The organism is Thalassotalea fonticola, assembly GCF_032911225.1.
Lineage (GTDB): Bacteria > Pseudomonadota > Gammaproteobacteria > Enterobacterales > Alteromonadaceae > Thalassotalea_A > Thalassotalea_A fonticola.
Window position 1 is genome coordinate 2632875 of sequence record NZ_CP136600.1, and the last position, 26376, is coordinate 2659250.

The 26376-nt window shown below is 40.6% G+C and carries 18 protein-coding genes; 3 read left to right on the forward strand and 15 right to left on the reverse strand.

Features of this window, described 5'->3' with window-relative positions; all coding sequences use genetic code 11:
* Nucleotides 1–57: 57 nt before the first annotated feature.
* The 15 genes from ftsZ to mraZ form a co-directional block, all read right to left on the reverse strand.
* On the reverse strand, nt 58–1212 hold the full coding sequence (gene ftsZ, locus RI844_RS10560) for a cell division protein FtsZ (protein WP_348394640.1): 1155 nt from the start codon (nt 1210–1212) through the stop codon (nt 58–60).
* A 75-nt stretch (nt 1213–1287) separates the two neighbouring features.
* On the reverse strand, nt 1288–2523 hold the full coding sequence (gene ftsA / locus RI844_RS10565) for a cell division protein FtsA (protein WP_348394641.1): 1236 nt from the start codon (nt 2521–2523) through the stop codon (nt 1288–1290).
* Entirely contained in the window at nt 2516–3304 is a 789-nt protein-coding gene (locus RI844_RS10570; RefSeq protein ID WP_348394642.1) for a cell division protein FtsQ/DivIB, read from the reverse strand. The genes ftsA and RI844_RS10570 overlap by 8 nt, the downstream gene beginning before the upstream one ends.
* A 14-nt stretch (nt 3305–3318) precedes the next feature.
* On the reverse strand, nt 3319–4272 hold the full coding sequence (locus tag RI844_RS10575) for a D-alanine--D-alanine ligase (RefSeq protein WP_348394643.1): 954 nt from the start codon (nt 4270–4272) through the stop codon (nt 3319–3321).
* Nucleotides 4273–5709, reverse strand: a complete 1437-nt coding sequence (gene murC / locus RI844_RS10580; RefSeq protein WP_348394644.1) for a UDP-N-acetylmuramate--L-alanine ligase — start codon at nt 5707–5709, stop codon at nt 4273–4275.
* Nucleotides 5709–6785, reverse strand: coding sequence for an undecaprenyldiphospho-muramoylpentapeptide beta-N-acetylglucosaminyltransferase (gene murG, locus RI844_RS10585; protein ID WP_348394645.1), 1077 nt, complete (start codon nt 6783–6785; stop codon nt 5709–5711). Before murG ends, murC begins: the two co-directional genes overlap by 1 nt.
* A 112-nt stretch (nt 6786–6897) precedes the next feature.
* The gene (gene ftsW, locus RI844_RS10590) at nt 6898–8100 is read right to left on the reverse strand and encodes a cell division protein FtsW (RefSeq protein WP_348394646.1); all 1203 of its coding nucleotides are present in this window, start codon (nt 8098–8100) and stop codon (nt 6898–6900) included.
* Nucleotides 8100–9434 carry a UDP-N-acetylmuramoyl-L-alanine--D-glutamate ligase gene (murD, locus tag RI844_RS10595; protein WP_348394647.1) on the reverse strand — a complete coding sequence of 445 codons (1335 nt, stop codon included), beginning with the start codon at nt 9432–9434 and terminating at the stop codon, nt 8100–8102. Before murD ends, ftsW begins: the two co-directional genes overlap by 1 nt.
* A gap of 30 nt (nt 9435–9464) precedes the next feature.
* Complete coding sequence (gene mraY, locus RI844_RS10600; RefSeq protein WP_348394648.1) at nt 9465–10544, reverse strand: phospho-N-acetylmuramoyl-pentapeptide-transferase; 1080 nt, start codon at nt 10542–10544, stop codon at nt 9465–9467.
* Nucleotides 10538–11935, reverse strand: coding sequence for a UDP-N-acetylmuramoyl-tripeptide--D-alanyl-D-alanine ligase (locus tag RI844_RS10605; protein ID WP_348394649.1), 1398 nt, complete (start codon nt 11933–11935; stop codon nt 10538–10540). Before RI844_RS10605 ends, mraY begins: the two co-directional genes overlap by 7 nt.
* Complete coding sequence (locus RI844_RS10610) at nt 11932–13473, reverse strand: UDP-N-acetylmuramoyl-L-alanyl-D-glutamate--2,6-diaminopimelate ligase (RefSeq protein ID WP_348394650.1); 1542 nt, start codon at nt 13471–13473, stop codon at nt 11932–11934. The genes RI844_RS10605 and RI844_RS10610 overlap by 4 nt, the downstream gene beginning before the upstream one ends.
* On the reverse strand, nt 13466–15235 hold the full coding sequence (locus RI844_RS10615; protein WP_348394651.1) for a peptidoglycan D,D-transpeptidase FtsI family protein: 1770 nt from the start codon (nt 15233–15235) through the stop codon (nt 13466–13468). The genes RI844_RS10610 and RI844_RS10615 overlap by 8 nt, the downstream gene beginning before the upstream one ends.
* Nucleotides 15232–15546 carry a cell division protein FtsL gene (gene ftsL / locus RI844_RS10620; protein WP_348392076.1) on the reverse strand — a complete coding sequence of 105 codons (315 nt, stop codon included), beginning with the start codon at nt 15544–15546 and terminating at the stop codon, nt 15232–15234. Before ftsL ends, RI844_RS10615 begins: the two co-directional genes overlap by 4 nt.
* A gap of 2 nt (nt 15547–15548) precedes the next feature.
* Nucleotides 15549–16493 (reverse strand): 16S rRNA (cytosine(1402)-N(4))-methyltransferase RsmH, encoded by a 945-nt coding sequence (rsmH, locus tag RI844_RS10625; RefSeq protein WP_348394652.1) that lies wholly within the window; start codon nt 16491–16493, stop codon nt 15549–15551.
* Between the two features lie 7 nt (nt 16494–16500).
* On the reverse strand, nt 16501–16959 hold the full coding sequence (mraZ, locus tag RI844_RS10630) for a division/cell wall cluster transcriptional repressor MraZ (RefSeq protein WP_348394653.1): 459 nt from the start codon (nt 16957–16959) through the stop codon (nt 16501–16503).
* Between the two features lie 447 nt (nt 16960–17406).
* On the opposite strand from mraZ, the gene tkt reads away from it, so the two are divergent.
* The 3 genes from tkt (at nt 17407) to RI844_RS10645 (ending at nt 26286) form a co-directional block, all read left to right on the forward strand.
* A complete protein-coding gene (gene tkt / locus RI844_RS10635) occupies nt 17407–19413 on the forward strand; it encodes a transketolase (protein WP_348394654.1) in 2007 nt (668 codons plus the stop codon).
* A gap of 11 nt (nt 19414–19424) precedes the next feature.
* Nucleotides 19425–21074: a glucose-6-phosphate isomerase gene (gene pgi / locus RI844_RS10640; RefSeq protein WP_348394655.1), complete on the forward strand. Its 1650-nt coding sequence runs from the start codon at nt 19425–19427 to the stop codon at nt 21072–21074.
* Between the two features lie 145 nt (nt 21075–21219).
* On the forward strand, nt 21220–26286 hold the full coding sequence (locus tag RI844_RS10645) for a PAS domain S-box protein (RefSeq protein WP_348394656.1): 5067 nt from the start codon (nt 21220–21222) through the stop codon (nt 26284–26286).
* Nucleotides 26287–26376: the final 90 nt, after the last annotated feature.

Consider the following 26376-nt stretch of genomic DNA (forward strand, 5'->3'; position numbering starts at 1 on the left):
ACGTGCCAACTAATTGACCCTTAGCTCTTAGGTTCCAGTTCCTAGTTCTTAACTATCTTAGTCAGCCTGCTTTCGTAAAAATGCAGGAATATCTAAATAATCAGTCTCTACCGCAGGTGCCGTTTGTGGCGCCGTGCTAGTTTCAGTGTACGCGTTATTAGCAACTTCTGGCTCTGGTGATGGCGCATAACTTGCGTTTACTACCATAGGCTCAGGCTTTTGCATTGGTGGTACAATTGAAATTTCAGGTTTTTGCTGTTGCCCAATGCCCGTTGCTACAACTGTTACGCGCAGCTCTTCAGTCATTTCAGGGTCAATTACCGCACCCACGACAACGGTAGCATTTTCTGAGGCGAATGCTTTAACTGCGTTACCTACTGTTTCAAACTCATCAATTGAGATATCCATACCAGCAGTAATATTTACTAATATACCGCGAGCGCCAGCTAAATCAACATCTTCAAGCAATGGGCTAGAAATTGCAGCTTCTGCCGCTTCTTCAGCACGATCTTCGCCAGCGGCTTGGCCAGAGCCCATCATTGCCGTGCCCATTTCAGACATTACAGTACGTACATCGGCGAAATCGACGTTGATTAAACCAGGACGAGTAATTAATTCAGCAATACCTTGTACTGCACCCAGTAAAACATTATTAGCGGCTTTAAATGCATCTAATAAGCTTGTGCCAGGGCCTAACACTTTTAATAGCTTTTCGTTAGGGATGGTAATTAATGAATCAACATTATTTTGTAAAAATTCAATACCTTGGTCGGCATAGTTCATCCGCTTTTTGCCTTCAAATGGGAATGGTTTAGTTACCACTGCAACCGTTAGTATCCCCATTTCTTTGGCAATTTCAGCAACTACCGGTGCCGCACCTGTACCCGTGCCTCCGCCCATACCTGCAGCGATAAAGATCATGTCTGAACCTTGCAAGGTTTGACGAATTGTCTCTCTATCTTCTTCAGCACTTTTGCGACCAATTTCAGGGTTGGCGCCAGCGCCTAAGCCTTTAGTCACATCACAACCCATTTGCAACGTTACGTTAGCAGATGAATTACGCAGTGCCTGTGAGTCGGTATTTGCAGTAATAAACTCAACACCTTCTATGGTTTGTGACACCATATGCTCGACAGCGTTACCGCCACCTCCGCCAACACCGATGACTTTAATCACCGCTTCTTCGTTGTGGTCTTCCATTAATTCAAACATAATTTTCTCTCCGTTCTATTGTATTTTTTGTTCCACCAAAAAAAATTGTTTTTATTTTTAAGTTTTAGCTAATTGCTAAAATTGTCCCTTAAACCAGTTTTTCACCCGCGTAAGCGCGCTTACTACGCCCTCACCCGTTGTTGAATTTGTTGTGCCTTCAGCACTTGCTTCAATACCGTATTTCAATAAACCAATTACCGTGCTGTAACTTGGGTCGTTCACATAATCACTTAGGCCCTGCATATTTAATGGGCTGCCGATCCGCACTGGCATTTGAAATACTTCTTCAGCAAATTCAGTAACACCTTCCATTTTTGCCGTACCGCCAGTTAATACGATACCGGCGGCAATTTGATCTTCCAGACCACTTTCTTTGATCTCTTCCTGAATTAATTCAAATAGTTCGTGATAACGAGGTTCAACTACTTCAGCCAGAGTATGACGAGACATACTTCTTGCTGGGCGACCACCAACACTTGGCACTTCAATGTTTTCTTCCATGCTGACCATTTGGCGAAGCGCACAAGCGTATTGCACTTTGATGTCTTCTGCGTGGCTAAGCGGTGTTCTAAATATTTTCGCAATGTCATTAGTCACTTGGTTACCACCAACTGGAATAACTGCACTATGGCGCAATGCACCACCAGTAAAGACAGAAATATCCATAGTACCGGCGCCCATATCGACTACGCACACACCTAACTCTTTTTCATCATCAGTTAATATTGAATAGCTTGAGGCTAATGCAGAGAAAATTAATTGATCAGCAGTTAAGTCACAGCGCTCGACACACTTAACAATATTTTTCGCCATGTCGTTAGCGCAAGTTACGATATGAACTTTAGCTTCCATCCGAACACCAGACATACCAATAGGGCTTTTAATGCCTTCTTGTACATCAACGCTGTATTCCTGTGGTAAAACATGCAACATACGACGCTCTGCCGACATCGGTACTGAACGGGCGGTATGAATCACATTATCAACGTCTTCTTGCATTACTTCATGGTCGTTAATTGGTACCATGCCGTTTTCGTTTTGACAACTTACGTGCTTACCCGATATTCCTAAATAAACAGAGCCAATACGACAATCTGCCATTAATTCAGCTTCGTTTACCGCACGTTGGATCGATTGAATAACCAAATTCAGATCATTCACTCCACCTTTATCCATACCACGAGCTGCATGATGGCCGACACCGATAATGCTTAATTCATCATCAGGTGTTACTTCACCGACTACCGCAACGATTTTCGACGTTCCGATGTCCAGGCCAACAACTAAATTTCTTTCTATGGCTTTAGGCATTTGTTTTTTGCTCTTGTAATTGTTTTAAATCATCGCTCAACACTGGTTTCCAGCCGACAGCCATCCCAGTGTCATAGCGCAAATCAACATAATCGACTTGCATATCTTTTTTGGCGTAGGATTTTATCTGCTCATAGGCATCCATAAAACGCTGCACTCTTGTTACTCTGTCTTCTCGACCTAAGTCAAGAAATACGCCATCAGCTAAAGTTAATTGCCAGGCATGACGTTCTGTTAGTACTAATTCATCAATACCAACTTGAATGTAAGTTAATAAATTATTTAAATTTCTATAGTTTTTCAGTGCCAATACTTCACTGCCTTCCGGACCAAATAATTTTGGTAATTTGCTTTGCACTCGCGTTTTATCTGCTTGAAATATTACGCCATGTTCGTTTATAAAAAAATCATCATTCCATTGTGCAACTGGCGTTTGATCTATCACATATACACGAACTTCATTGGGCCACTGCTTTCGTACTGAAGCCGAGTAAACCCATGGCAAATCTTCTAAATTTTGTTGGACATTATTCACGTCTAATTGAAAGAAATTCCCCAGGGTATTTTGTTTTAACACCGCTACAATTTCTTCATTTTTGGTATAAGGAATATTGCCTTTAATCACTAGTGATGAAACGGGTACAGCTTCATCTTCCAGCATTGATTCAATTAAGTAATAACTGCCAATTAAAGTGCACAAACACACACCGATAAAAAAGCTAAACCCAGACCAAAAGACCCAGGAAGCATTTTTAAAATCAAGTTGCGTTTGTTTGTTCATAGTTAAATTTTCCATTAACCCTTATTTGTATCGCTAAGTTGTAAAACTCGCGTCACTAGTTGTTCAAAACTTAAGCCTGCAACTTTCGCGGCTTTTGGCACTAAAGATGTCACAGTCATGCCAGGTACGGTATTAACTTCTAATAAGTTAAAATTACCCTGTTCATCTTGCATTAAATCTACTCGTCCCCAACCTTGAGCGCCTGTTGCTTTGAAAGCTTTTAGTGAAATATTTTTTAATTCATTTTCAACGTCGGCATCTAATCCGCAAGGACATAGATATTGTGTACTTTTGCTTTCATACTTTGCTTGATAGTCATAAAACTCATGTGGCGTTACCATTGAAATTGCCGGCAGGGCTTCATCCCCTAAAATAGCAACCGTAAATTCCGCACCGCTTAACCACGCTTCAACAAGTATTTGCTGATCATATTTAAACGCATTTATTAAAGCGGCGTTTAATTCATCAGCATTATTAGCAATAGCCATGCCTATGCTCGAACCTTCATTGGCAGGTTTAACCATTACCTTGTTGCCAAGTTGGTTGAGAACCATTTCAGCCGTATCGGTATTAAAATCTTCTTCGCTAACCACAGCAAAATCAGCCGTTGGCAAATTCATTGCCTTAAAAATTTGTTTGCTTCTAACTTTATCCATAGATAAAGCTGACCCTAAAACACCAGAGCCGGTATATGGAATGCCTAAGTATTCAAGTGCTCCCTGAATACAACCGTCTTCGCCGCCACGGCCGTGTAAGGCAATATACACTCTATCGATGTTCTCAGCTTTTAACTTAGCTAAATCAAAACCTTGAGTATCAATGGCTTTCACATTAAAACCAGCATTAATAAGGCCTTGATAAACTGCAGTGCCAGAGCTTAGTGATACTTCACGTTCTGCACTGTCTCCGCCAAATAAAACGCCGATGGTTTGTTGTTTTAATGTGGCAACATCGATTAAGTCATTCATCTAGCTGCCTCTCTTTCTTAGGTTCAATCTTTTGGCAGTAACCAGCTCGCGAGCTATTGCACCGATATTACCCGCACCTTGAGTAATTAACATGTCACCGTCTCGCAGGATCGATTCCATTATTTCAGGGAGCTGTTCTGTAGAGCTGACGTAAATTGGCTCAACACTACCACGGGAACGGATGCTACGTGCCAATGCTTTAGAGTCGGCATTAATAATTGGGTCTTCACCAGCGGCATAGACATCAAGTAATACCAAAGAGTCTACTTCGCTTAACACTTCCACAAAGTCTTCATATAAATCGCGTGTACGTGAGTAACGATGCGGCTGAAACATCATCACTAAACGACGCTCAGGCCAACCATTACGCATCGCTTTTATGGTTGCTGCGACTTCACTCGGGTGGTGGCCGTAATCATCAATTACGGTGATATCACCATTTTTAGTCGTCAGAGTTGTTAAATGCTCAAAACGTCGACCAATACCTTCAAATTTACTCAGCGCAGTAACAATTGCATCATCACTTACGCCTTCATCAGTAGCGACAGTAATTGCCGCAAGCGCATTAGCAACATTATGTAAACCAGGCAAGTTGAGAGTAATAGCCAAGTCTGCTTTACCTGAACGCTGTACAGTAAATTTACTCACTTCAGCCGTTTGTTGGTAATCAATTGCTCGTACATCTGCATCTAGACTAAACCCGTAAGTGGTAATTTGACGACCAACTCTCGGCAACAATTCACGCACAACAGGGTTGTCTATACACATAACGGCTAAACCATAAAATGGTAAGTTATGTAAGAATTCGATGTAGGTATCTTTTAGTTTTTCAAAGTCACCTTCATAGGTTTCCATATGGTCAGCATCAATATTCGTAATTACTGACACCATAGGCTGCAAATGTAAGAATGATGCATCACTTTCATCGGCTTCAGCCACTAAATAGCGACTTTTACCTAAACGCGCGTTAGTACCGGCACTATTTAATAAGCCACCGATAACAAAAGTAGGATCAAGCTCGCCTTCAGCCATGATACTGGCTATTAAACTGGTCGTTGTTGTTTTACCATGTGTACCAGCAATGGCGATACCATGCCTAAAACGCATTAATTCAGCCAGCATTTCAGCTCGACGTACAACCGGGATACGATGTTCTTGTGCGGTTATTAGCTCAACGTTTTGCTTGTTAATTGCCGTAGATACGACAATTACGCTGGCGCCTTGCACATTTTCAGGCTTATGCCCTATGGTTATGCTGGCACCCAGTTTAGTTAAGCGATTAACAACAGGGTTCACGCTGATATCTGAACCCGTTACCTTATAACCTTCATTGAGTAATACCTCAGCAATCCCGCCCATACCGGCACCACCGATACCAACAAAATGGATAACTTTAACCCGACGCATTTCTGGAATTTTCATAGTTCGTTCATTCATTATTTCACCAATGCCTTACAAACATCTGCAACCGTTTGGGTAGCATTGGGAGTTGAAGCCGCTTTACTTGCTTTTGCCATATTGCGTAGCGCCATATCAGAGCTAAACAATAAATTTAATTTTTGCGCCAGTACCGTTGCGTTAAATTGATCTTGTGGCATTAACTTAGCACCACCTTGTTTAACCAAATACTCAGCATTTTTTGTTTGGTGATCATCAACAGCATGTGGCAATGGCACAAAAATGGCCGGTTTGCCTGCCATCGCCAGCTCTGAAACAGTTAACGCACCAGCACGACAAATTACTAAGTCAGCCCAATCATATGCGGCCGACATATCATCGATAAAATCGGTTACTTTTACTTTGTCTTTATTTACACCGTAGTCATCATAAGAAGTAATAATTTCGGTGCTATTACCGCTGCCAGTTTGGTGCCAAATATCAATATCTTGTAACTTAATCTGGCTTATTGCCTGAGGCACAGTATCGTTTAATACTTTTGCACCTAAACTGCCGCCAACAACTAACACTTTCTTGCTGATAATGCGGTCATCATCGGTATTCAATTTACTAATATCACTGCGCACAGGGTTACCAACTACAGTGCTAGTAATTGGCAGAGTAAATGCATTTGGAAAGGCACTTAATACCTTAGTGGCAATTTTTGCCAAATAGCGATTCGACATACCCGCAACGGCATTTTGTTCATGCAATACCAGAGGAACACGTTTTAACCACGCCGCAACACCACCTGGTGCACTGGCATATCCGCCCATACCCAAAACAACATCAGGCTGAACTTGCTTAAGCACTTTTAATGACTGCAGAACTGATTGCAGAATTTTGAACGGCATAGTTAGCCAAGACTTAATGCCTTTGCCACGTAAACCGGCAATATTGATAAATGAAATATCAATACCATTCGCCGGGATCACCTGCGCTTCCATACGGTCACGGGTGCCAAGCCAATGCACATGCCAACCTTGCGCTTGTAAATTTTCGGCAACAGCAAGCCCTGGAAAGATATGACCTCCAGTTCCTCCCGCCATCACTAAAATAGTAGGACGTTTAGACACTACTTACGCCCTCCATTAAAGACTTGTAAATTTTCGGCGACAAAAATCGCAGGGAAGATATGACCTACCCAATCGCCACCCGCCATCACTAATATCGTCGGACGTTTAGACACTACTTACGCCCTCCTGTTGCGGTTGCTTGAATAGACTGCAACCGTAATTCATGATCAATGCGAATTAATACGACTATCGCCAAGGTCATGACTATCATTGAACTTCCACCATAACTAATCAACGGCATGGTTAATCCTTTAGTTGGGAATATTCCCGCACTAGCACCAACATTAACTGCCGCTTGAAAGCTCATCCAAATGCCAATGGCATAGGCGAAGAAACCTTCAAAATACTTTTCTTTTTCTAATGCTCTTTTGCCTAACAACAATGCTTTAATCACTAGCGTTAAACAAAGGCCTAATAGAAACACGATACCAATAAAGCCAAACTCCTCACCAACAACCGCCATGACGAAGTCAGTGTGTGCCTCTGGTAAATAATCTAGTTTTTGTACACTGTTACCTAAGCCTTGGCCAAAAAATTCGCCACGGCTGTAAGCCATTAACGATTGTGTTAATTGATAACCACTGCCAAATTCATCCTGCCAAGGATCTAAAAACGACGTAACCCGACGTAAACGGTACGGCTCAAAGATTACCAACATGACAAATGCGCTTAACACCACAACAACAATGGCAATAAATTGCCATAATTTTGCACCGGCTAAAAATAGTAACCCAAGGGCTGTTGCCCCCATTACAATTACCGTACCCAGATCAGGCTCTAATAATAACAAAACTGCCAGCAAAAATAACACTAATAATGGTTTAAAAAAGCCTTTAAAGTTGTCCATCACTTCATCACGGCGTCTTACTAAATAAGCAGACAAATAACAGAAGAAGAAAAGCTTGGCTGGCTCGGCAGCTTGAATGTTAATCGGGCCGACCATAATCCAACGAGTTGAGCCATTTACTGTACGGCCTATAATTAGTACTGCGACTAATAAAAACATCGCTAACAATAACAAAACCCAGCTCGATTTTTGCCAATGATGCATTTCAACTCTAAGTGCAATGGCGGCAATAAATAAGCTCATCACAATGTAAATGGCATGACGAATAACAAAATGAAAAGGATTATTAAATAACTTTTCACCAATTGGCATTGAAGAACTTGCCACCATGATCAAACCGATCAGATACATAGCTAGTGCTATCACGATAAAACCACGATCAAAGGTTACTTGGTTTTTCGCTGTTTGACTTTCAAACAGCCAAGAGGGTAATTCAGGAAGCCTAACCGAAGGCATTGAAATAGCCATTAGCTTGCCTCCCTTATAGCTTGTATGAACATATCACCGCGCTGCATATAATTATTAAACATATCTATGCTGGCACACGCTGGCGACAGTAAAACCATATCACCTGCATTGGCAAGCTTACGGCTTGTATTTACTGCATCAATTAGGTTGGTAACTTCAATACTGTTTGCTTTTAACGCCGCAATTTGCGGACCATCTTTACCGAAAGTAACTAGATAGTCTACATGGGCAAGTGCCGGTTTTAATTCATTAAAATCAGCACCTTTGCCATCACCGCCGGCAATAAGGATCAGTTTATGGCGATTACTTGCTAGGCCATCAATCGCCGCTAACGTGGCGCCAATATTGGTTGCTTTCGAGTCATTAACCCAAATAATGTCATCACCACTATCAACTTGTTTACAGCGATGGTCTAGACCTTCAAAAGATGCCAAGCCCTGAACCATTTGCGCTAAAGGCCAGCCGGCACAATAACCTAACGCTAATGCGGCCAGGCAATTTAATTCGTTGTGTTTACCAACAATTGGTAACTGATTACATGCAACTAAATTCGTTTCGCCAAAACATAAATAGCGAATTCCAGACACATTATTAATACCAAAGTGGCCATCATCAGGCTGACTTAAGCCAAAGCTGACATCAGTTGGTTCAACCGGTGCTGGCTGCGATAACTCTTGTTCGCGATTAACAACTCGGCGATCACTTTGAGTGAAAATTTTATGCTTAATTTTTGCGTAATTTTCAAGTGTAAGGTGTCTGTCTAAATGATCATCACTAATATTTAAAATTGTCGCGGCAACGGCCTGCATAGAAGTCATAGTTTCAAGTTGGAAACTCGACAGTTCTAGGATGACAAAATCATTATCTTCATCAACAACATCTAATACCGGTAAGCCAATATTCCCGGCCAACGCTGTGTTCAGTTCACAATAATTAGCCAAGTGAGCAAGCAATGATACTACAGTAGATTTACCGTTTGAGCCTGTCACAGCAATAACCTTGCTGTTGCTAAGCTGACAGAACAATTCAACATCACCAATCAGTTCACTGCCTACTTTGCGGTTATTAACAATCTCAGGCAAATTAATATCAACGCCAGGACTGGCAATTATTAGATCTGCATTAGCAATTGCTTCAGTGTCCCAGCGGCCACTTATGAGTTGTACGTTGCTATTTAGTTGCTTTAATCGTGCTATACCTGGCGGTTTTTCACGAGAGTCATTAACAACAAAATTAACATTTTGCTTGGTCAAAAAGCGCGCACACGATAACCCCGTGGCGCCTAAACCAAGCACTAAGATGTTTTTATTTTGCAGTAATGCCATTGTTGTCATTTAACGGTTAAAACCTTTTTATTATTGTCATTAACGTAATTTCAGCGTTGCTAAACCAATCAGCACCAATACCACAGAGATAATCCAGAAACGCACGATAACGCGAGGCTCTGGCCAGCCTTTTAATTCATAATGATGATGAATAGGCGCCATTCTAAATATTCGTTTTGCTCTTAACTTGTATGAGCCTACTTGTAAAATTACCGACAGTGTTTCAACTACGAAAATGCCGCCCATTATAAATAGCACTAACTCTTGCTTGACCAATACCGCAATAACACCAAGTAAAGCACCGAGCGCTAGAGAGCCAACATCGCCCATAAATACTTGCGCTGGGTAGGTGTTAAACCATAAGAAGCCAAGACCAGCACCTACGATTGAAGTACATACCACCACGATTTCACTTACCTCGCGAATATGCGGTAGATTCAAATAGGCAGAAAAGTTTATATTACCGGTTACGTATGCAAATACGGCGAACGCGCCAGCAACTAAAATGGTTGGAACAATTGCTAAGCCATCTAACCCATCGGTTAAGTTAACCGCATTTGAAGTACCAACTATGACGAAATAGGTAAATACGATATAAAACAAACCAAGTTGCGGCATCACTTCTTTTACAAAAGGAATTAGCAAGGTAGTATCGGTTGGTGCTGAAAGAGAATACAGGTAAATGGCCGTGCCTAATCCGGCTACGGTTTGCCAAAAGTACTTCCAACGAGCAATTAAGCCATTAGCATCTTTGCGAACCACTTTACGGTAATCATCAACAAAGCCAATTAAACCAAAACTTACGGTCACAAATATAATTATTTGCACATAACTGTTGGTTAAATCAGTCCACAGTAAAATACTTAATAAAATGGTACCTAGTATCAAAATACCGCCCATTGTTGGCGTACCAGATTTCGATAAATGGCTTTCAGGACCATCGTCACGTACCGTTTGGCCGATTAGCATTTTTTGCAAATAGCGAATTAACTTCGGCCCTAAATATAACGACGCAATAAGCGCGGTTAACGTGGCACAGATAGCTCTAAAGGTTAAGTATTGAAATACATTAAACCCAGAATAAAACTCAGTAAGGTACTGACCCAACCAAACTAGCATGGTGAAACCTCATTTTTCGTTGACTTTTCGCGCCAATCTTTTATGTCTTTAACCACTAATTCCATACGGGCACTTCGTGACCCTTTCACTAATACAGTAATTGCCTGATCTTCCTCTGTTAATAAATTTGCTAAATGTTCAACTAACAATTCACGAGATGAAAAGTGTTGTCCATCTTGTTCAAATACCGAAGATGTACTTTGACTTAGTACACCTAACGTTAAAATATTATCGATATGCTGCGCTAAAGCATGCTCACCTATTTCTTGGTGATAACTACGTGCATCTTCACCAAGCTCGGCCATATCACCCAGTACCAAAATACCTCTTCCAGGATAACTTGCTAATAACTCTACCGCGGCTTTGGTAGACTCAACGTTGGCGTTGTAAGTATCATCAATTAAAGTAAAGTCATCAGGTAAATTGATTAAATTTAACCGACCTTTTACTGGCGCCATATCACGTAGCCCCAATTTAATATCTTCCAGCGTAGCGCCAAACTCTAGTGCTACTGTCGCCGCGGCAACAGCATTACAAACGTTATGCCTACCTGGCACTGGCACTTCAATGTCTATTTTGCCTTTATGGGTATTTAACATAAAGCTTGTACAACCCTTGGCATTCATTCGAATATCGGTGCAATACGCATCGGCCGGGTTAATACACGAAAATTTACGAACTTTTTTATCTTCTAACCGCCACTGCCATTTATGCGCGTACGGTGTGTCTTGGTTATACAACGCGACTCCATGTTCACCTAAACCCTCAAATATTTCGCCTTTAGCTCGCGCTACACCACATAAATCGCCAAAACCTTCTAAATGAGCCGCAGCAATATTATTAATAACCGCAACATCAGGCTTAGTTAAACCTGTGGTATAGGCTATTTCGCCGATATGATTAGCACCTAGTTCAATTACCGCATACTCATGTTGCGCTTCTAAGCGCAACAAGGTTAATGGCACACCAATTTCATTGTTAAAGTTACCGTTAGTCGCCAGTACGGTACCTAATCGAGATAAAATAGCGGCAACCATTTCTTTTACTGTGGTTTTACCACTACTACCAGTGATCGCAACAGTTTTTGGCGCAACTTTTTCTTTTACATAAGCAGCTAATTCACCGAGGGCTTTATAACAGTCAGCTACAACAATGTGTGGGATGCTAACATTTTGTTGTTCTTCAACTAATGCGGCAGTACAGCCTATAGATGCTGCTTGTTCGACAAAGCGATGACCATCAAAGTTAGGGCCTTTCAAGGCGATAAACAAATCACCTTGTTTAAGTTGTCTAGAATCAGAGCAGACACTTTTAACGGTTACACCAGCATTGTTATTAACTATTTCGCCGTTAACAACGCTAGCTATTTCAATTAAGGATAATGGGATCATGATTTTGCCCTTCCTTGGTAAAACTGACGTACAACTTCTCGCTCGTGATAAGCAATGGTTTCATCGCCAATAATTAAATAGTCTTCATGGCCTTTACCTGCACACAGAACCATGTCATTTGTTTTAGCACGGCTTAATGCAGAAATAACCGCTTGTTGTCTATCAATAATTACGTCTACTTTATTAACTTCTTTGATCCCCAGCTTAATGTCAGCAGTTATTTGTGCCGGCTCTTCACTTCTTGGATTATCATTAGTCAGTACGATGTGATCGGCAAAACGCTCAGCAATGCTGCCCATCATTGGTCGTTTACCTTTGTCTCGGTCACCGCCACAACCAAATACAACCCAAAGCTCACCCTGGCAGTGTGCTTTCGCCGATTCTAATGCTTTTTCTAATCCATCAGGTGTATGCGCATAATCAACTACAGCTGTAGCTTTCCCTTCTGCGCCGTATGTTTCCATGCGCCCGGTTACAGGCACAAGATGTTCAGTGCACTTAGCTATGTCGGTAAGAGCGATGCCTTTTATTAACAATACCGCCATTGCTGCTAGTAAATTCGCGACATTAAACTCACCTAATAACGCACTGTTTATTGCACAATTACCCCAGCTTGAGGTTAACTTAAAACTAACGCCGCGGTTATGACAAACAATGTTTGTTGCCAATAAATATTCATCATTTTCTAGTAAAGGTTTATTAATTTCATTAACGCTATACATTACCCGACGATTTTCACTCGGTAATTGGCTTAGCCATGATTGACAAAATTGATCGTCCGCATTTAAAACCCAAACCTGCTCACTGGTGCCTAAAAACAGCTGTTTTTTAACATCGGCGTAAGTCGCCATATCACCATGATAATCAAGATGGTCGCGACTTAGATTAGTGAAAACGGCAATATCAACCATATTGGCATCAACTCTGTGTTGACTTAATGCATGCGAGGAAACTTCCATGGCAACATTTTCAATATCGGCATAGCTAAACTGCGCTAATAATTGTTGTAGTTTGGTCGGCCCTGGTGTGGTGTTATTTATAATCTCTAAGTTGTCTAATGTACCTGCACCTAAGGTGCCAACAATAGCGCTTTTATGATTATTTTTTGTGAATAATTGTGCCAGTAATTGGCAGCAACTGGTTTTACCATTCGTACCAGTAACGCCAATCAAATCCATATCTTTATATGGTTCATTGTAATAGTAAGCACTTAACAACGACAACTGTTTATTTAACTCGAAAAAATTAATCACGGTAGCGTTATTACCCTGTTCAGTTACCTTGTATACAGTGCCATGTTCGTCGTTATGTTCACATTGTGCGATAACTAAACTCGCGCCTTTTGCCACAGCCGACGTTATATACGAACTACCTTCAGAAAAAGTGCCTATAACCGCAGCAAATATATCTCCAGGTTCTACATATCTTGAATCATTAACTAGGTGCTTAGTTGCGATATCATCAATGCTGATATCAAATCTAGCTAACGCTTTAGCAATTGAAAAAGCAGCAAAATAGCTTGCTGGAAGATCAGGCATCATTGGCTCCTTTTTGCAGTTGCTTACTGTTAAATGTTTTGCTCCAACGACTAATTTGAGTTTCATCATCTGGAGCAATATTTAAATACTGTAATGAGCCCGCCATAACTCTTGAAAATACCGGCGCAGCTACTTCACCACCATGGTACAGGTCACCACCAGGTTCATTAATAACAACCACTATGGCCAATCGAGGATCAGACACTGGCGCTACACCGGCGAATAAACCAACATAGTCATTGCCGTAACCACCACCTGCTGCAGCTTTAATTGCTGTACCGGTTTTACCAGCCACACGATAACCTTCAACTTTAGCTTTTTTACCGCCGCCTTCAGTAACTACTTTTTCAAGCATTTCTAGAACCGCTTGAGTATTAATTGCATCAAGTACTTGCTCACCTTCATTAAAGCTTGGATCTTTTAATACAGTTAATGGCACCTTCATACCACCATTGCCAATAGTCGAGTAAAACCTTGCCAACTGCAAAGGACTAATTGCTAAACCGTAACCCCAAGATAATGTCGCTAATTCAAATTTTGACCATCGACTTCTATCGGACAACATACCTGAGCTTTCACCGACAAGGCCGGTACCTGTATCTTCGGAGAAGCCCATCTCAAAAAACTTTCCTAACAAAAAGTCTTTTGGCACATCAAGCGCTAATTTGGTGGTGCCCATGTTTGATGATTTTTTAAGAATTTCAGTAAGGCTTAATTTGCCATAGTTGCGCGGATCAGAAACTCGACGTCCACCGATTCGCATTGAGCCTGGTGACGTATTAATCACAGTATCTGTCTCTGCTGAGCCAAATTCTAATGCAGTTAATACTGTTAACGGTTTCATTGTTGAGCCAGGTTCAAAAATATCGGTAATTGCTCTATTTCGAAAACGATGGGTTGCCGTGCCTTTGCGATTATTTGGGTTATACGATGGACCATTAACCATAGCAAGAATTTCGCCGGTTTTAACATCAACGACAACCACTGAGCCGGAAGTTGCTTTAAACGATTTAACCGCAGCTTTTAACTCGCGATAAGCTAATGCCTGAATTCTTTGATCAATAGATAACACGACATCTTGTGGGTCTGTAGCATCTTTGTTTTCAAGGATTTCAATTTTTCTGCCTTTCGCATCTTTTATGTACTTTTTCTTTCCTGCCTCGCCAGTTAAACGATCGTTATACAAGCGTTCTAAGCCTTCAATACCTTTGTCATCAACGTTGGTAAAACCAACCAAATGAGCACTAATTTCTCCCGCAGGATAAAAGCGTTTAGACTCTTTTCTTAAATAAATACCAGGAATTTTCAATTCACGTACGTAGTTCGCCATTGATGGCGACACTTGTCTGGCAAGGTAAACAAAGCGTTTTTTAGGATTGGTGCCAATACGAGACTTTAATTTATCAACATCTTTATTCAGCACTTGGGCAAGTGCTTTCCAGCGACGGCTCATTGCTAAACCATTTTGTTCAATCACAATTTTAGGGTCGGCGTATATGGTTTGCACCGGTACTGAAATAGCCAGTTCGATACCGTTCCTGTCAACAATAGCACCACGATAGGTGTCATTAAGTGTATTTCGAATAGTGCGATTGTCGCCTTTAATAATTAACGACCCAGGCTCAATAACTTGAATGTAGGCTGCGCGGGCAACTAGGCCGGTATACACTAAACAAATCAAACCCAAGACAACATAAAACCGCCACGCGATGGTAGTCGGTTTGTAGTTATCTTGATTGCGTTTAGCTTTTTTAACCGTCATGGTATCTTTATTATTATTTCGTTTGTTGGTTTTGGCCGATGCATATGCAGCATTTTGTCGGCCTTGTATTCTATTTCACTATGTTCTGCTAAAGAGTTTTGCTCTAATTGCAGATTACGCCATTCAATATCTAACTCATCTCTTTCGGTATAAAGTCGTTCTACTGCTATCGTTGTTTGTCTATTCAAATGCGTTAAATAAATCACCGAAAACGCAGAAAGCAGCACCAACAACACTAAGCTATAGGTACCGCCAAATCGACGAATGTCTTGCCAAATTTCTTGGGTTAATACAAATTTACCCAACGCCATTTTTATTCCTTGGCCAAACGTACCGCTACTCGTAATACTGAACTGCGCGAACGCACGTTTTCGCTTACTTCAGTTTTACTTGGTTTAAGCTTTTTACCTACTAAGGCAAGTTTTTTGCCTTTTTGAATTTCTTCTTCTTTAATTGGCATACCACGGGGTACTTTTTTACCGGTACTATGCTTTTTCATAAACTGTTTTACTAAGCGATCTTCTAATGAGTGAAAACTAATCACCACTAAACGGCCACCTTCTTTTAATACATCGAGTGCTGCAACCAATACATTTTCAATTTGTTCCAGCTCTGAATTGATATACATTCGAATGGCTTGAAAGCTACGCGTAGCGGGATGTTTTTTAATTTCACGTTGTGGCGCGGCAGTTTTAATAATTCTTGCTAACTGGCTTGTTGTTGTTAGCTCTTCCTCTTCACGGGCGTCGACGATAGCATTAGCAATTCGCCAAGCATGCTTTTCTTCGCCAAAGGTTCTTAATACCCAAGTGATATCTTCAACATCAGCATGCATTAACCACTCGCTCGCCGTTTGGCCTTTTGTGGTGTCCATACGCATATCTAATGGACCGTCTTTCATAAAACTAAAACCGCGGCTTGCATCATCAAGTTGCGGCGACGATACACCTAAATCTAATAAAATACCGTCCACTTTATCGGTAACCGCTAAATCGCTGGCGATATCAGCCAAATTAGAAAAGCCGTTGTGTACTATTGAAAAGCGGGGGTCGTCAGCAAATCTTTGCGCAGACTCTATTGCTGACGGATCCCTGTCGACCGCTATCAATCGGCCATTATCACCTAAGGTGTTCAGGATCAAACCTGAATGACCGCCCCGGCCAAAGGTACAGTCAATATAAGTACCGTCTGGTTTTATAGCTAAACCATCAACGGACTCTTGTAATAAAACCGAAATGTGTGAAAATTCTGTGGTCATAGTTTTCTTATAATGAAAAATCTTGTAATCGTTCAGTTAATTCCAATTCACCTGATTGGATATCAGTAATGCCTGTTTGCATTTCTGCTTGCCAATCTGCTTCATTCCAAATTTCAAACTTATTAAATAAACCAACTAACATTACATTTTTGTCTAAGTTGGCATGTTGACGAAGTACGCCGTTTAGTAATAAACGACCATTTTTGTCGAGTTCACATTCAGTGGCGTTCCCTAGTAAAATACGTTTAATCGCTCGTTCACTTTTATTCATGTCTGATAAACGACTCAGTTTTAACTCTAACTCTTCCCATTCGGGTAAAGGGTAAAGCAGTAAACAGCGGTTTTCTGTATGCAGTGTGCAAATCATTTTACCGTCATAATCAGCATACAAAGTCTCACGATACTTGGTTGGTATCGTGATACGATTTTTGCTGTCTAAGGTAATGTTGCTTGCGCCTCTAAACATAATATTTGCCGCTATCTGGATCTTATTTTTAACTGTTTATTTTTTAAACAATAGCCTAATGATCCACATTTCTCCACTTTTTCCCACTTATGTACAGTTTAGTGATAACAGTCAACCGTTGTCAAGTAAAGAAAACGCGATAAAATGCGAGGAAAGATCTATAAAAAATAAGGGATAGCGCTAAGTTGCTTATTATGTGGAACTTTGTGGAACCTATGGGTGATTATATCCCAAAAATTAATTTAAAACTGGCATAAATAATGACGAAAATGTCGTTCAATTGTGACTAAGGTGTCACTCAGTGTATTTTAATAGCAGTTATTAAATAGAGCTAAATTCTAAGCCATAACAAAAACCTATCAAAGAGTTATTGTAAGTATGTATAATTACAACAATAATAAGCTCAATTAAATCACTTTTCAGTAATAAATAATATTAGGTATAAACATGACCACTCGTAAACAATTAGCCAACGCTATTCGCGTGTTATCAATGGATGCAGTTCAACAAGCAAATTCAGGCCATCCTGGTGCCCCGATGGGTATGGCAGATATTGCCGAGGTGTTATGGAATGATTTTTTAAAGCATAATCCAGAAAACCCTAATTGGCCCGACCGTGACAGGTTCATTTTATCGAACGGTCATGGTTCAATGCTTATCTATTCGTTATTGCATTTATCAGGTTACGATTTACCCCTAGATGAATTAAAAAACTTCCGTCAATTGCACTCTAAAACGCCTGGCCATCCAGAATATGGTTATACCCCAGGAGTTGAAACAACAACAGGTCCGCTTGGCGCAGGTATTTCAAATGCTGTCGGTATGGCAATAGCAGAAAAAACCTTAGCAGCACAATTTAATAAGCCCGGCCATGACATTGTCGATCATTTCACTTATTGTTTCTTAGGCGATGGTTGTTTAATGGAAGGCATCTCTCATGAAGCAAGTTCATTAGCCGGCACGTTAGGCTTAGGTAAGTTAATTGCCTTTTGGGACGATAACGGCATTTCTATTGATGGTCATGTCGAAGGTTGGTTTACCGATAACACCCCTGCTCGCTTTGAAGCTTACGGCTGGCATGTGATCAGTGATGTTGATGGCCATGATCCTATCGCAATAAGCAATGCCATTAAAGCTGCACAAGCTGAAACCACAAAGCCAACCATGATTTGCTGTAAGACTATTATCGGTTTTGGCTCACCAAATAAATCTGGTAGCCACGATTGTCACGGCGCGCCATTGGGTAAAGATGAAATAGCCGCAGCTCGACAATTTCTAAATTGGGATAACGAAGAAGCCTTCGCTATCTCTGACGACATTTATCAAGGATGGGATAAAAAGCAGCAGGGCGTTAATCGCCAATCTGACTGGGAACAAGCCTTTGTTGAATACAAAAATACTTACCCAGAGCTTGCCAGTGAATTTGAACGAAGAGTAATTGCCAAAGACTTACCAAGTGACTTTGCCGAAAAAGCCGATGTGTTTATTAAAGAAACGCAAGCTAGCATGGCCAATGTTGCCTCACGTAAAGCCTCGCAAAATACCATTGAAGCATTTGGCGCATTATTACCAGAATTGTTAGGTGGCTCTGCTGATTTAGCGGGTTCAAATTTAACCTTGTGGTCAGGATCAAAAGGTATCACTAGCGACGATGCTTCAGGCAACTACTTATATTACGGTGTGCGTGAATTTGGCATGAGCGGTATCATGAACGGTATATCTCTTCATGATGGCTTTATTAATTATGGCGCAACCTTTTTAATGTTTATGGAATACGCTCGTAATGCAGTACGTATGTCAGCATTAATGGGCATTCAAAACATTTTCGTTTATACCCATGACTCTATTGGTCAAGGTGAAGATGGCCCTACTCATCAGCCTATTGAGCAAGTACCTAATTTACGTTTAACACCTAACATGACGACTTGGCGCCCATGTGACGCAACTGAAAGTGCGGTTGCCTGGAAGCATGCAATAATGAAACAAGATGGTCCTTCAGCATTAGTGTTTTCTCGCCAGGGTTTAACCCATCAAGTTCGCGATGAAGAGCAAGTAAACAATATCGCTAAAGGCGGCTATATTTTACAAGACTGTGTTGGTACTCCTGATGTTATTTTAATTGCCACCGGCTCTGAAGTAACAATAACCCTGAATGCGGCAAACCAGCTTAGTGAGCAAGGCCATAAAATACGCGTTGTTTCAATGCCAAGTACGAGTATTTTCGATGTTCAAGATGATGATTACCAAGAATCGGTATTGCCAAGTGAGGTTCATAATGTTGTTGCCGTTGAAGCTGCACATAAAGATTTTTGGTACAAATATGTCGGCCGAAAGGGTGCAGTAATTGGCATGGAAACCTTTGGTGAATCAGCACCAGGTAACGTACTGCTTGAACATTTTGGCTTTACCAGCGACAACATTGTAAATACAGCATTATCTCTTTTAAATAAATAGGACTTAACGAAATGTCGGCAAGAACTAACTTACCAAGTTGGAAATTTTTACAAGACCATGCACAAAGCATGAAACAGCATCACATGAAAGATCTGTTTGAAAGCAGTGATTATCGCTTTGATGATTTCAACTTAAAGTTGCCGGCATTTTTGTTCGACTATTCGAAAAATTTAGTCACGAAGGAAACGATGGCAGGTTTATTCACTTTAGCGCGAGATTGTGAATTAGAGCAATGGCGTGAAAAAATGTTTAAAGGCGATCGCATTAATAGCACAGAAGATCGTAGCGTATTGCACGTTGCGCTTCGAGACCGTTCAGGTACACCATTAATTGTCGATGGTGAAAACTTGACCGAGAAAGTAAATAACGCTCTTGCACAGATTAATGTATTTTCTGAAAGAGTACGTACAGGACAATGGAAAGGTTATTCAGGCAAACGCATCAAAGATGTTGTTAATATTGGCGTTGGTGGCTCGAACCTTGGCCCACAAATGGTAACCGAAGCATTAAAGCACTACAGCGACAATAGTGTACGAGTGCATTATGTTTCTAATGTAGATGGTACTCAAATTGCTGATATTTTAAGACCCTTGGATCCTGAAAGCACGTTATTTATTGTATCTAGCAAAACCTTTACCACCACAGAAACCATGACCAATGCGCAAACAGCAATGAAATGGTTAGTGACTTCAGCGTTTGATGAATCGGCCATAGCCAAACATTTTGTCGCGGTCTCTTCAAATAAAGTAAACGCCTGTGAATTCGGTATTAAAGAAGAGAACATCTTTGATATGTGGGACTGGGTTGGTGGTCGCTTTTCTTTGTGGTCGGCAATTGGTTTGCCTATTGCTATTGATCTTGGCTATGACAAGTTTATTGAGCTGCTCGAAGGGGCTCATGAAATGGACATGCATTTTAAAAATGCGCCATTAGAGCAAAACGCACCAGTGATTATGGCACTGTTAAGTGTATGGAATTGCACCTTTTTAGGTTCACAATCACAAGCAATTTTACCTTATGATCAACCCCTTCATAAGCTTACCGCTTATTTACAACAGGCTGAAATGGAAAGTAACGGAAAATCAGTAAATTGGCAAGGCCAAGAAGTAGACTATGCAACTGTACCTTCTATTTGGGGGGAAATAGGTATCAATGGTCAGCACGCCTTCTATCAATACTTGCATCAAAGTAATAATGTAGTCCCTGCTGATTTTATCGGCTCGGTTGAATCAGTTACGCCGGTACAAGGTCATCACGATACGTTAATGGCAAACTTTTTTGCCCAAACAGAAGCGCTGATGAGCGGTGTAAATGAGCAACAAGTACGTGAAGATTTAAAAGCAAAAGGTCGAACACAAGAATACATAGATAAAGTCGCGCCGCATAAAGTGCATAAGGGGAATCGCCCTAGCAATACAATTTTATTAGATAGAATTGAACCTAAATCGTTAGGCAGCTTGATTGCCTTGTATGAAAATAAAATATTTAGCCAGGGCATAATATTAGAAATTTGTTCATTTGATCAATGGGGTGTTGAATTAGGTAAGGGCCTGGCAAACCGTATTTATGATGAAATTAAAGCACAAAGCTTAGTGGCCAACCATGATAGCTCAACCCGTGAACTGATTAATTACTACAAGACTATTAAAGCCCAAAAATAGCCTCTCCCCCAGCCAAAATATAATTATTTTGTAAAGCACGGAGATTATTCTGTGCTTTTATTTTCTTACACAATTTTTTTTAATTTAAGTTGCTGCTACTATTAACTTAAGTAGTTAATAGTATTTAAATTAGAAGTCATTATATATGTTCAGCCAATCGCTCATTGCTTCCATTATTTTGCTTATTGCTCTGCTCGTTTTTGTGATTAAAAAAATTCACTCCCAAACTCAAAAAAAACTGACCGACATCTTACAAGACTCTGAATCGAAACGACTCGTTGTTGGCGCCATAGGCCTATTTTTACTGATCATTTCGGTGATCATTTACTATGGATTAACGCAAATAAAGCAGCAAATAAACGCCCAGGCGAGTGAATCTTTAATTACCGTAGTTGAAGCAGCAGAATCTTCATTGGAAACCTGGTATGAAGCTCGTGTCGCCTCTATCCATTTGTTATCAGAAGATCATGAAAACATTATCCAAGCCGAGCAATTGGTAAAACTGCCGAAGGATCGGATTAAAGCCAATCCCCACCTGATCAGATTACGTGATTATTTTAACGAATTGCCCGACGAATATCGCAACATTGGCTTTTTCATTATTTCCAAAGACAGGTACAACTATGCGTCTTTTCGTGATTCAAACTTAGGGCAGATAAATATCATCCAACAGCACAGACCTAAATTGTTAGATCGAGTGTTTGCGGGTGAAACCGTATTGATACCGCCAATTAGAAGTGACGTCCCTCTGTATGAAGTACAGAAAGGTTTAGGCGCGCATAATACCACCATGTTTATTGCCGCTCCGATGAAAAACAGTAAAGGTGAGATCTTTGCTGCCATAACTATACGTATCGACCCCTTTAAGGAATTATTTAATATTGCTAAAGCAGGTCGTGTTGGCCTGAGCGGGGAGACGTACTTTACCGACGAAAATGGCTTATTAATTTCCAGTAGCCGTTTTGAAAAAGATCTTGCCGCCGTTGGCCTGTTAACCGGTGGTCAGTCAAGCATTTTAAATGTGCATCTGCGTGACCCTGGATTTTTACTCACCCCGGATAATCCGTATGTTGAATCTAATGCGGATTTGCCACTGACATTAAGTGCTGCGCAACTGAGTCAACATCAAGATGGTGCTAATATGAATGGTTACCGGGATTACCGAGGCCAAACGGTGCTTGGTGCCTGGCGTTGGAATGACAATATTGGCTTTGGCATCATCACTGAAATCGATCTCAAAGAAGTGCAGCAGGGCTATACCAAGTTAAGATTTACCATAGTATCGGTGTTGATCAGTATTATCATATTAACCGCGTTGTTGGCCAATATCGCCATGAACATAGTCAAGCGGATGAATTTAAATTTGCTAAAGGCCAATTCCGATTTAGAGTCACGGGTAGCACAAAGAACCCAAGAATTATCAGACCGCGAGAGTAAACTTTGGGATCTTTACGAAAATTCTCCGGTAGCCAATGCCACAGTATTAACCACAGGAAAGTTCAGTAAACATAATAGTGTGTTCGCCGAACTTACCGGACATAGTCGTACAGATTTTGATTCTCTGCACTGGCAAGATTTATTGCCTGCCGATGAAACTGCAAAACAAGGTTTAAAGCTGTTCCAGTCGGCCGTTGAAGGAATTTCTCAAAAAGATATTAATATCACCATTCTAAATACCAAAGGTGAACCTTTGCAAATAGCTGCATCAGCGATACCAGCAAACAATAGTGATGAGATCCGTTTATCTTTAGTTGATATAAGCCAGCGCGAAGAAGCCCTCAGCAAACTGTCTGAAAACGAACAGAAGTTTCGCTCAATTATTACCAATTTGCCTGGTACTGTATTTCGTTATGAATTATTTGATAACTGGCGTGAACATAGCCCGATTATTTACATCTCCGACAAAATTAGAAATATCACCGGCTATAATGCTGCTGATTATTTAGGGGAGAACCCGCGACGAAGCATTAAATCAATTGCCTATAAAGATGACTGGGCAGAAGTTGAAAAACAAGTGGACATCGCCATCTCCGAAAGCAAGCCGGTTGACATTCAGTTTCGCTTATCCAACAAAAATGGCGAATGCCGAGTTATCGTATTAAAGGCTTTGGCGTTGATTGATCAACAAAGTAAGCGTCAATATTTTGACGGTGTGCTGGTCGATATTACCGAGCAAGTACAATTAAAAGCGGATTTACGTGAAAGTGAATATCGCTCTAAAACCATTTTGAAAAGTATCGGCGATGGAGTTGTGGTCATCGACAGCAAAGGCATAGTGCAAGAATTTAGCCCGGCGGCCGAGCAAATGTTTGGTTATAGCGCCAATGAAATGATTGGCCATAACATTAATCGTATTCAACCCGATGACATTGCCCTGCAACACGATAAGTTTTTAAACAATTATAAGGGCGAAAAAACATCGTCTGTGGTGGGCAATATTAGCGAATTACAAGGCCAACATAAAAATGGCAGGGTCATTCCCATCGATTTATCGGTCAGAGAAACGGTGCTGGATAACCAGAAAATGTTTATCGGGGTTATCCGTGATGTCAGCGACCGACATCAACAGGAGAAGTTGCTTAAAGAAAGTGAAGAACGGTTAGACGCTGCCACTTATGGTGCTCGCATCGGTTTATGGGAATTTTTCCCTGAAAAAGGAAATGCTCGAGTCAATACCATGTGGGCAACCATGCTCGGTTATGCGCCAAGTGAAATCATGGAAAAAAATGAAAAATGGTCCTTTATTAAAGGCGGCTTAAAAACCTGGCGTGAACTTATTCATCCCGATGATTGGGATCACACAGAACAAAATATGCAAACTTACCTAAAAGGTAATGACCAGGAATTTAGGCATGAATTTCGCATTCGCTGTAAGGATGGCCAATATAAATGGATACTCGATATTGGCCGCACTACCGAAAACGATGAACAGGGGCTACCGTCTCGTATTTGCGGTGTGCATATTGATATCACCGAGCGCAAGCAATTAGAGCTTAATTATGAAAAAGCCAAGTTTACCGCCGAAGATGCCAACCGGGCAAAATCTGATTTCCTTGCCAATATGTCGCATGAAATCAGAACCCCGATGAATGCCATAATTGGTATGTCGCATCTGGCGTTAGCAACCGAACTCAATAAGAAGCAACGTAATTATATAGACAAAGTACATCGTAGTGCCGAATCCTTGTTGGGCATTATTAATGATATTCTTGATTTTTCTAAAATTGAAGCCGGCAAATTGGATATCGAAACTATCGAGTTTGACCTTGGTGATGTATTGGAAAATCTAGTCAATTTTGTCAGTATAAAAGCGGAAGAAAAACAGCTCGAATTACTGTTTGATATCGAGCAAGATCTGCCAATGGCACTAGTTGGCGATCCGTTACGTTTGACTCAGATATTAATTAATTTGGCCAATAATGCAGTCAAATTCACCGATGATGGTGAAGTGGTATTGAATATCTGCCAGCAGTTTATCAGCGAAGATTACGTGGAATTAAAATTCTCCGTTGAGGATACTGGCATTGGCATGAATGAGGACCAACAAGCAAGGTTATTTCAACCTTTCACTCAAGCAGATGCCTCAACCACAAGAAAACACGGCGGTACAGGTTTAGGCCTGGCGATTTCGAAAAAAATAGTTAGCTTAATGGGCGGTGAAATATCTCTAGAAAGTGAGCTGGGCAAAGGGAGTATATTTTCATTTACTGTTACTTTTAATCGCCAACAAGCAAAAGAGAAAAAACAGTTAATTCCAGCTAAGCAAATTACTCGAGTATTAGTTGTTGATGATAACGCCCACGCCAGAGAAATATTTTCTAAAATGGCAATGTCTTTAGGCTATGACGTTGCAACTGCAGAAAATGCAGCAAAAGGGCTAGAGTTACTAAAAGATTCGGACTTACACAAGCCATTCGAATTGGTATTAATGGACTGGCAAATGCCAACTATGGACGGTATTGAAGCCATAACTATTATTGAAAACAAGCTCAATTTGAAACACCCGCCAACTATTTTCATGGTAACCGCTTATGGGCGTGAAGAACTAAATATGCAAATAGGCCGTTTAAATGTGACCACCATTTTAACTAAGCCAGTGACTACTTCGTCGTTAAATGATGCCATTGTCGATGCTTTAGGCGCTAAACATTTTGATATTAAAGACAGCAATTCACGTAGAGATAAATCTAAGGATGCGATTAATTTATTACAAGGCGCAGATATTTTAGCCGTTGAAGATAATGAAGTTAATCAAGAGTTGATAATGGGCCTATTAACCAACAATGGCATCAATTGTTTTCTCGCTAACAACGGCTTAGAAGCAATACAAATGATTGAAAAGCAATTTTTTGATGGTGTATTAATGGATTGCCAAATGCCCGTAATGGATGGTTACACGGCGACGAAAAAGCTGAGAGAAAACCCGAAATTTGCTAATTTACCAATTATTGCAATGACCGCAAATGCCATGGCGGGAGATCGTGAAAAAGCCTTATCTGCAGGGATGAATGATCATATCCCTAAACCGATTAATGTCGCTGCTATGTTTCAAATTATGGCTAATTGGATAAAACCTTTACAACAAGAAATAGAAAGCTCAGAAATTCCAGTAGAGGAGTCCACTGTTTCTCTGCCAGATTCATTACAAACCATTGATATAGATGATGGCCTAACTAGAACAATGGGTGATAAAAAGCTTTATCTAAAATTGTTAATTAAGTTTAGCGAAGGCCAGCAAGACTTTATCGAACAATACAACAACGCTTTAGATGATAAAGATATGGAGTTAACGACTCGTTTAGCACACACACTAAAAGGCTTAGCAGGTAATATTGGCGCTAAAGAACTGCTTGTTTCGGCTCAGTTATTAGAAACACAATCAGCGACCAAGCAAGTAACGAGTAAAAGCGTACAAGACGTTGATAAAAAATTAGCATCCGTTTTGGCTGAATTAGTACCAGTGATCAAAGAAAACCAGCAGAAGCAGTCTGTACAAACACTAGAAGTAAATATTGACGTACAGCCGATTTTAACAAAGCTTGCAACAATGCTCGATGATTATGACACTGAAACAGCTGACTATATTAATGAGCAAGAAGCTACCTTAAGAACAATAGATACAAATGGCTGGTTTAAATCATTACGTCTAGCTATTGAAGGCTATGATTATGATCAGGCGACAGACTTGGTTAATCAGAAGATAGAAAAATAGCTGGCACAGGTAAAGGCTCTACCCCGAAATGAGTATTTATTTATGACCAAAGTACTATATATTAGTTATTAAAAATGCTCTTTAATAATA

Coding starts and splice junctions, on each gene's coding strand:
- rsmH (WP_348394652.1), bottom strand. CDS start 16,493: ATGACCACAGAATTTTCACACATTTCGGTTTTATTACAAGAGTCCGTT.
- tkt (WP_348394654.1), top strand. CDS start 17,407: ATGACCACTCGTAAACAATTAGCCAACGCTATTCGCGTGTTATCAATG.
- ftsW (WP_348394646.1), bottom strand. CDS start 8,100: ATGGCTATTTCAATGCCTTCGGTTAGGCTTCCTGAATTACCCTCTTGG.
- mraY (WP_348394648.1), bottom strand. CDS start 10,544: ATGCTAGTTTGGTTGGGTCAGTACCTTACTGAGTTTTATTCTGGGTTT.
- RI844_RS10645 (WP_348394656.1), top strand. CDS start 21,220: ATGTTCAGCCAATCGCTCATTGCTTCCATTATTTTGCTTATTGCTCTG.
- RI844_RS10570 (WP_348394642.1), bottom strand. CDS start 3,304: ATGAACAAACAAACGCAACTTGATTTTAAAAATGCTTCCTGGGTCTTT.
- ftsZ (WP_348394640.1), bottom strand. CDS start 1,212: ATGTTTGAATTAATGGAAGACCACAACGAAGAAGCGGTGATTAAAGTC.
- RI844_RS10615 (WP_348394651.1), bottom strand. CDS start 15,235: ATGACGGTTAAAAAAGCTAAACGCAATCAAGATAACTACAAACCGACT.
- pgi (WP_348394655.1), top strand. CDS start 19,425: ATGTCGGCAAGAACTAACTTACCAAGTTGGAAATTTTTACAAGACCAT.
- RI844_RS10605 (WP_348394649.1), bottom strand. CDS start 11,935: ATGATCCCATTATCCTTAATTGAAATAGCTAGCGTTGTTAACGGCGAA.
- ftsL (WP_348392076.1), bottom strand. CDS start 15,546: ATGGCGTTGGGTAAATTTGTATTAACCCAAGAAATTTGGCAAGACATT.
- RI844_RS10610 (WP_348394650.1), bottom strand. CDS start 13,473: ATGCCTGATCTTCCAGCAAGCTATTTTGCTGCTTTTTCAATTGCTAAA.
- murD (WP_348394647.1), bottom strand. CDS start 9,434: ATGACAACAATGGCATTACTGCAAAATAAAAACATCTTAGTGCTTGGT.
- ftsA (WP_348394641.1), bottom strand. CDS start 2,523: ATGCCTAAAGCCATAGAAAGAAATTTAGTTGTTGGCCTGGACATCGGA.
- murC (WP_348394644.1), bottom strand. CDS start 5,709: ATGAATGAACGAACTATGAAAATTCCAGAAATGCGTCGGGTTAAAGTT.
- mraZ (WP_348394653.1), bottom strand. CDS start 16,959: ATGTTTAGAGGCGCAAGCAACATTACCTTAGACAGCAAAAATCGTATC.
- RI844_RS10575 (WP_348394643.1), bottom strand. CDS start 4,272: ATGAATGACTTAATCGATGTTGCCACATTAAAACAACAAACCATCGGC.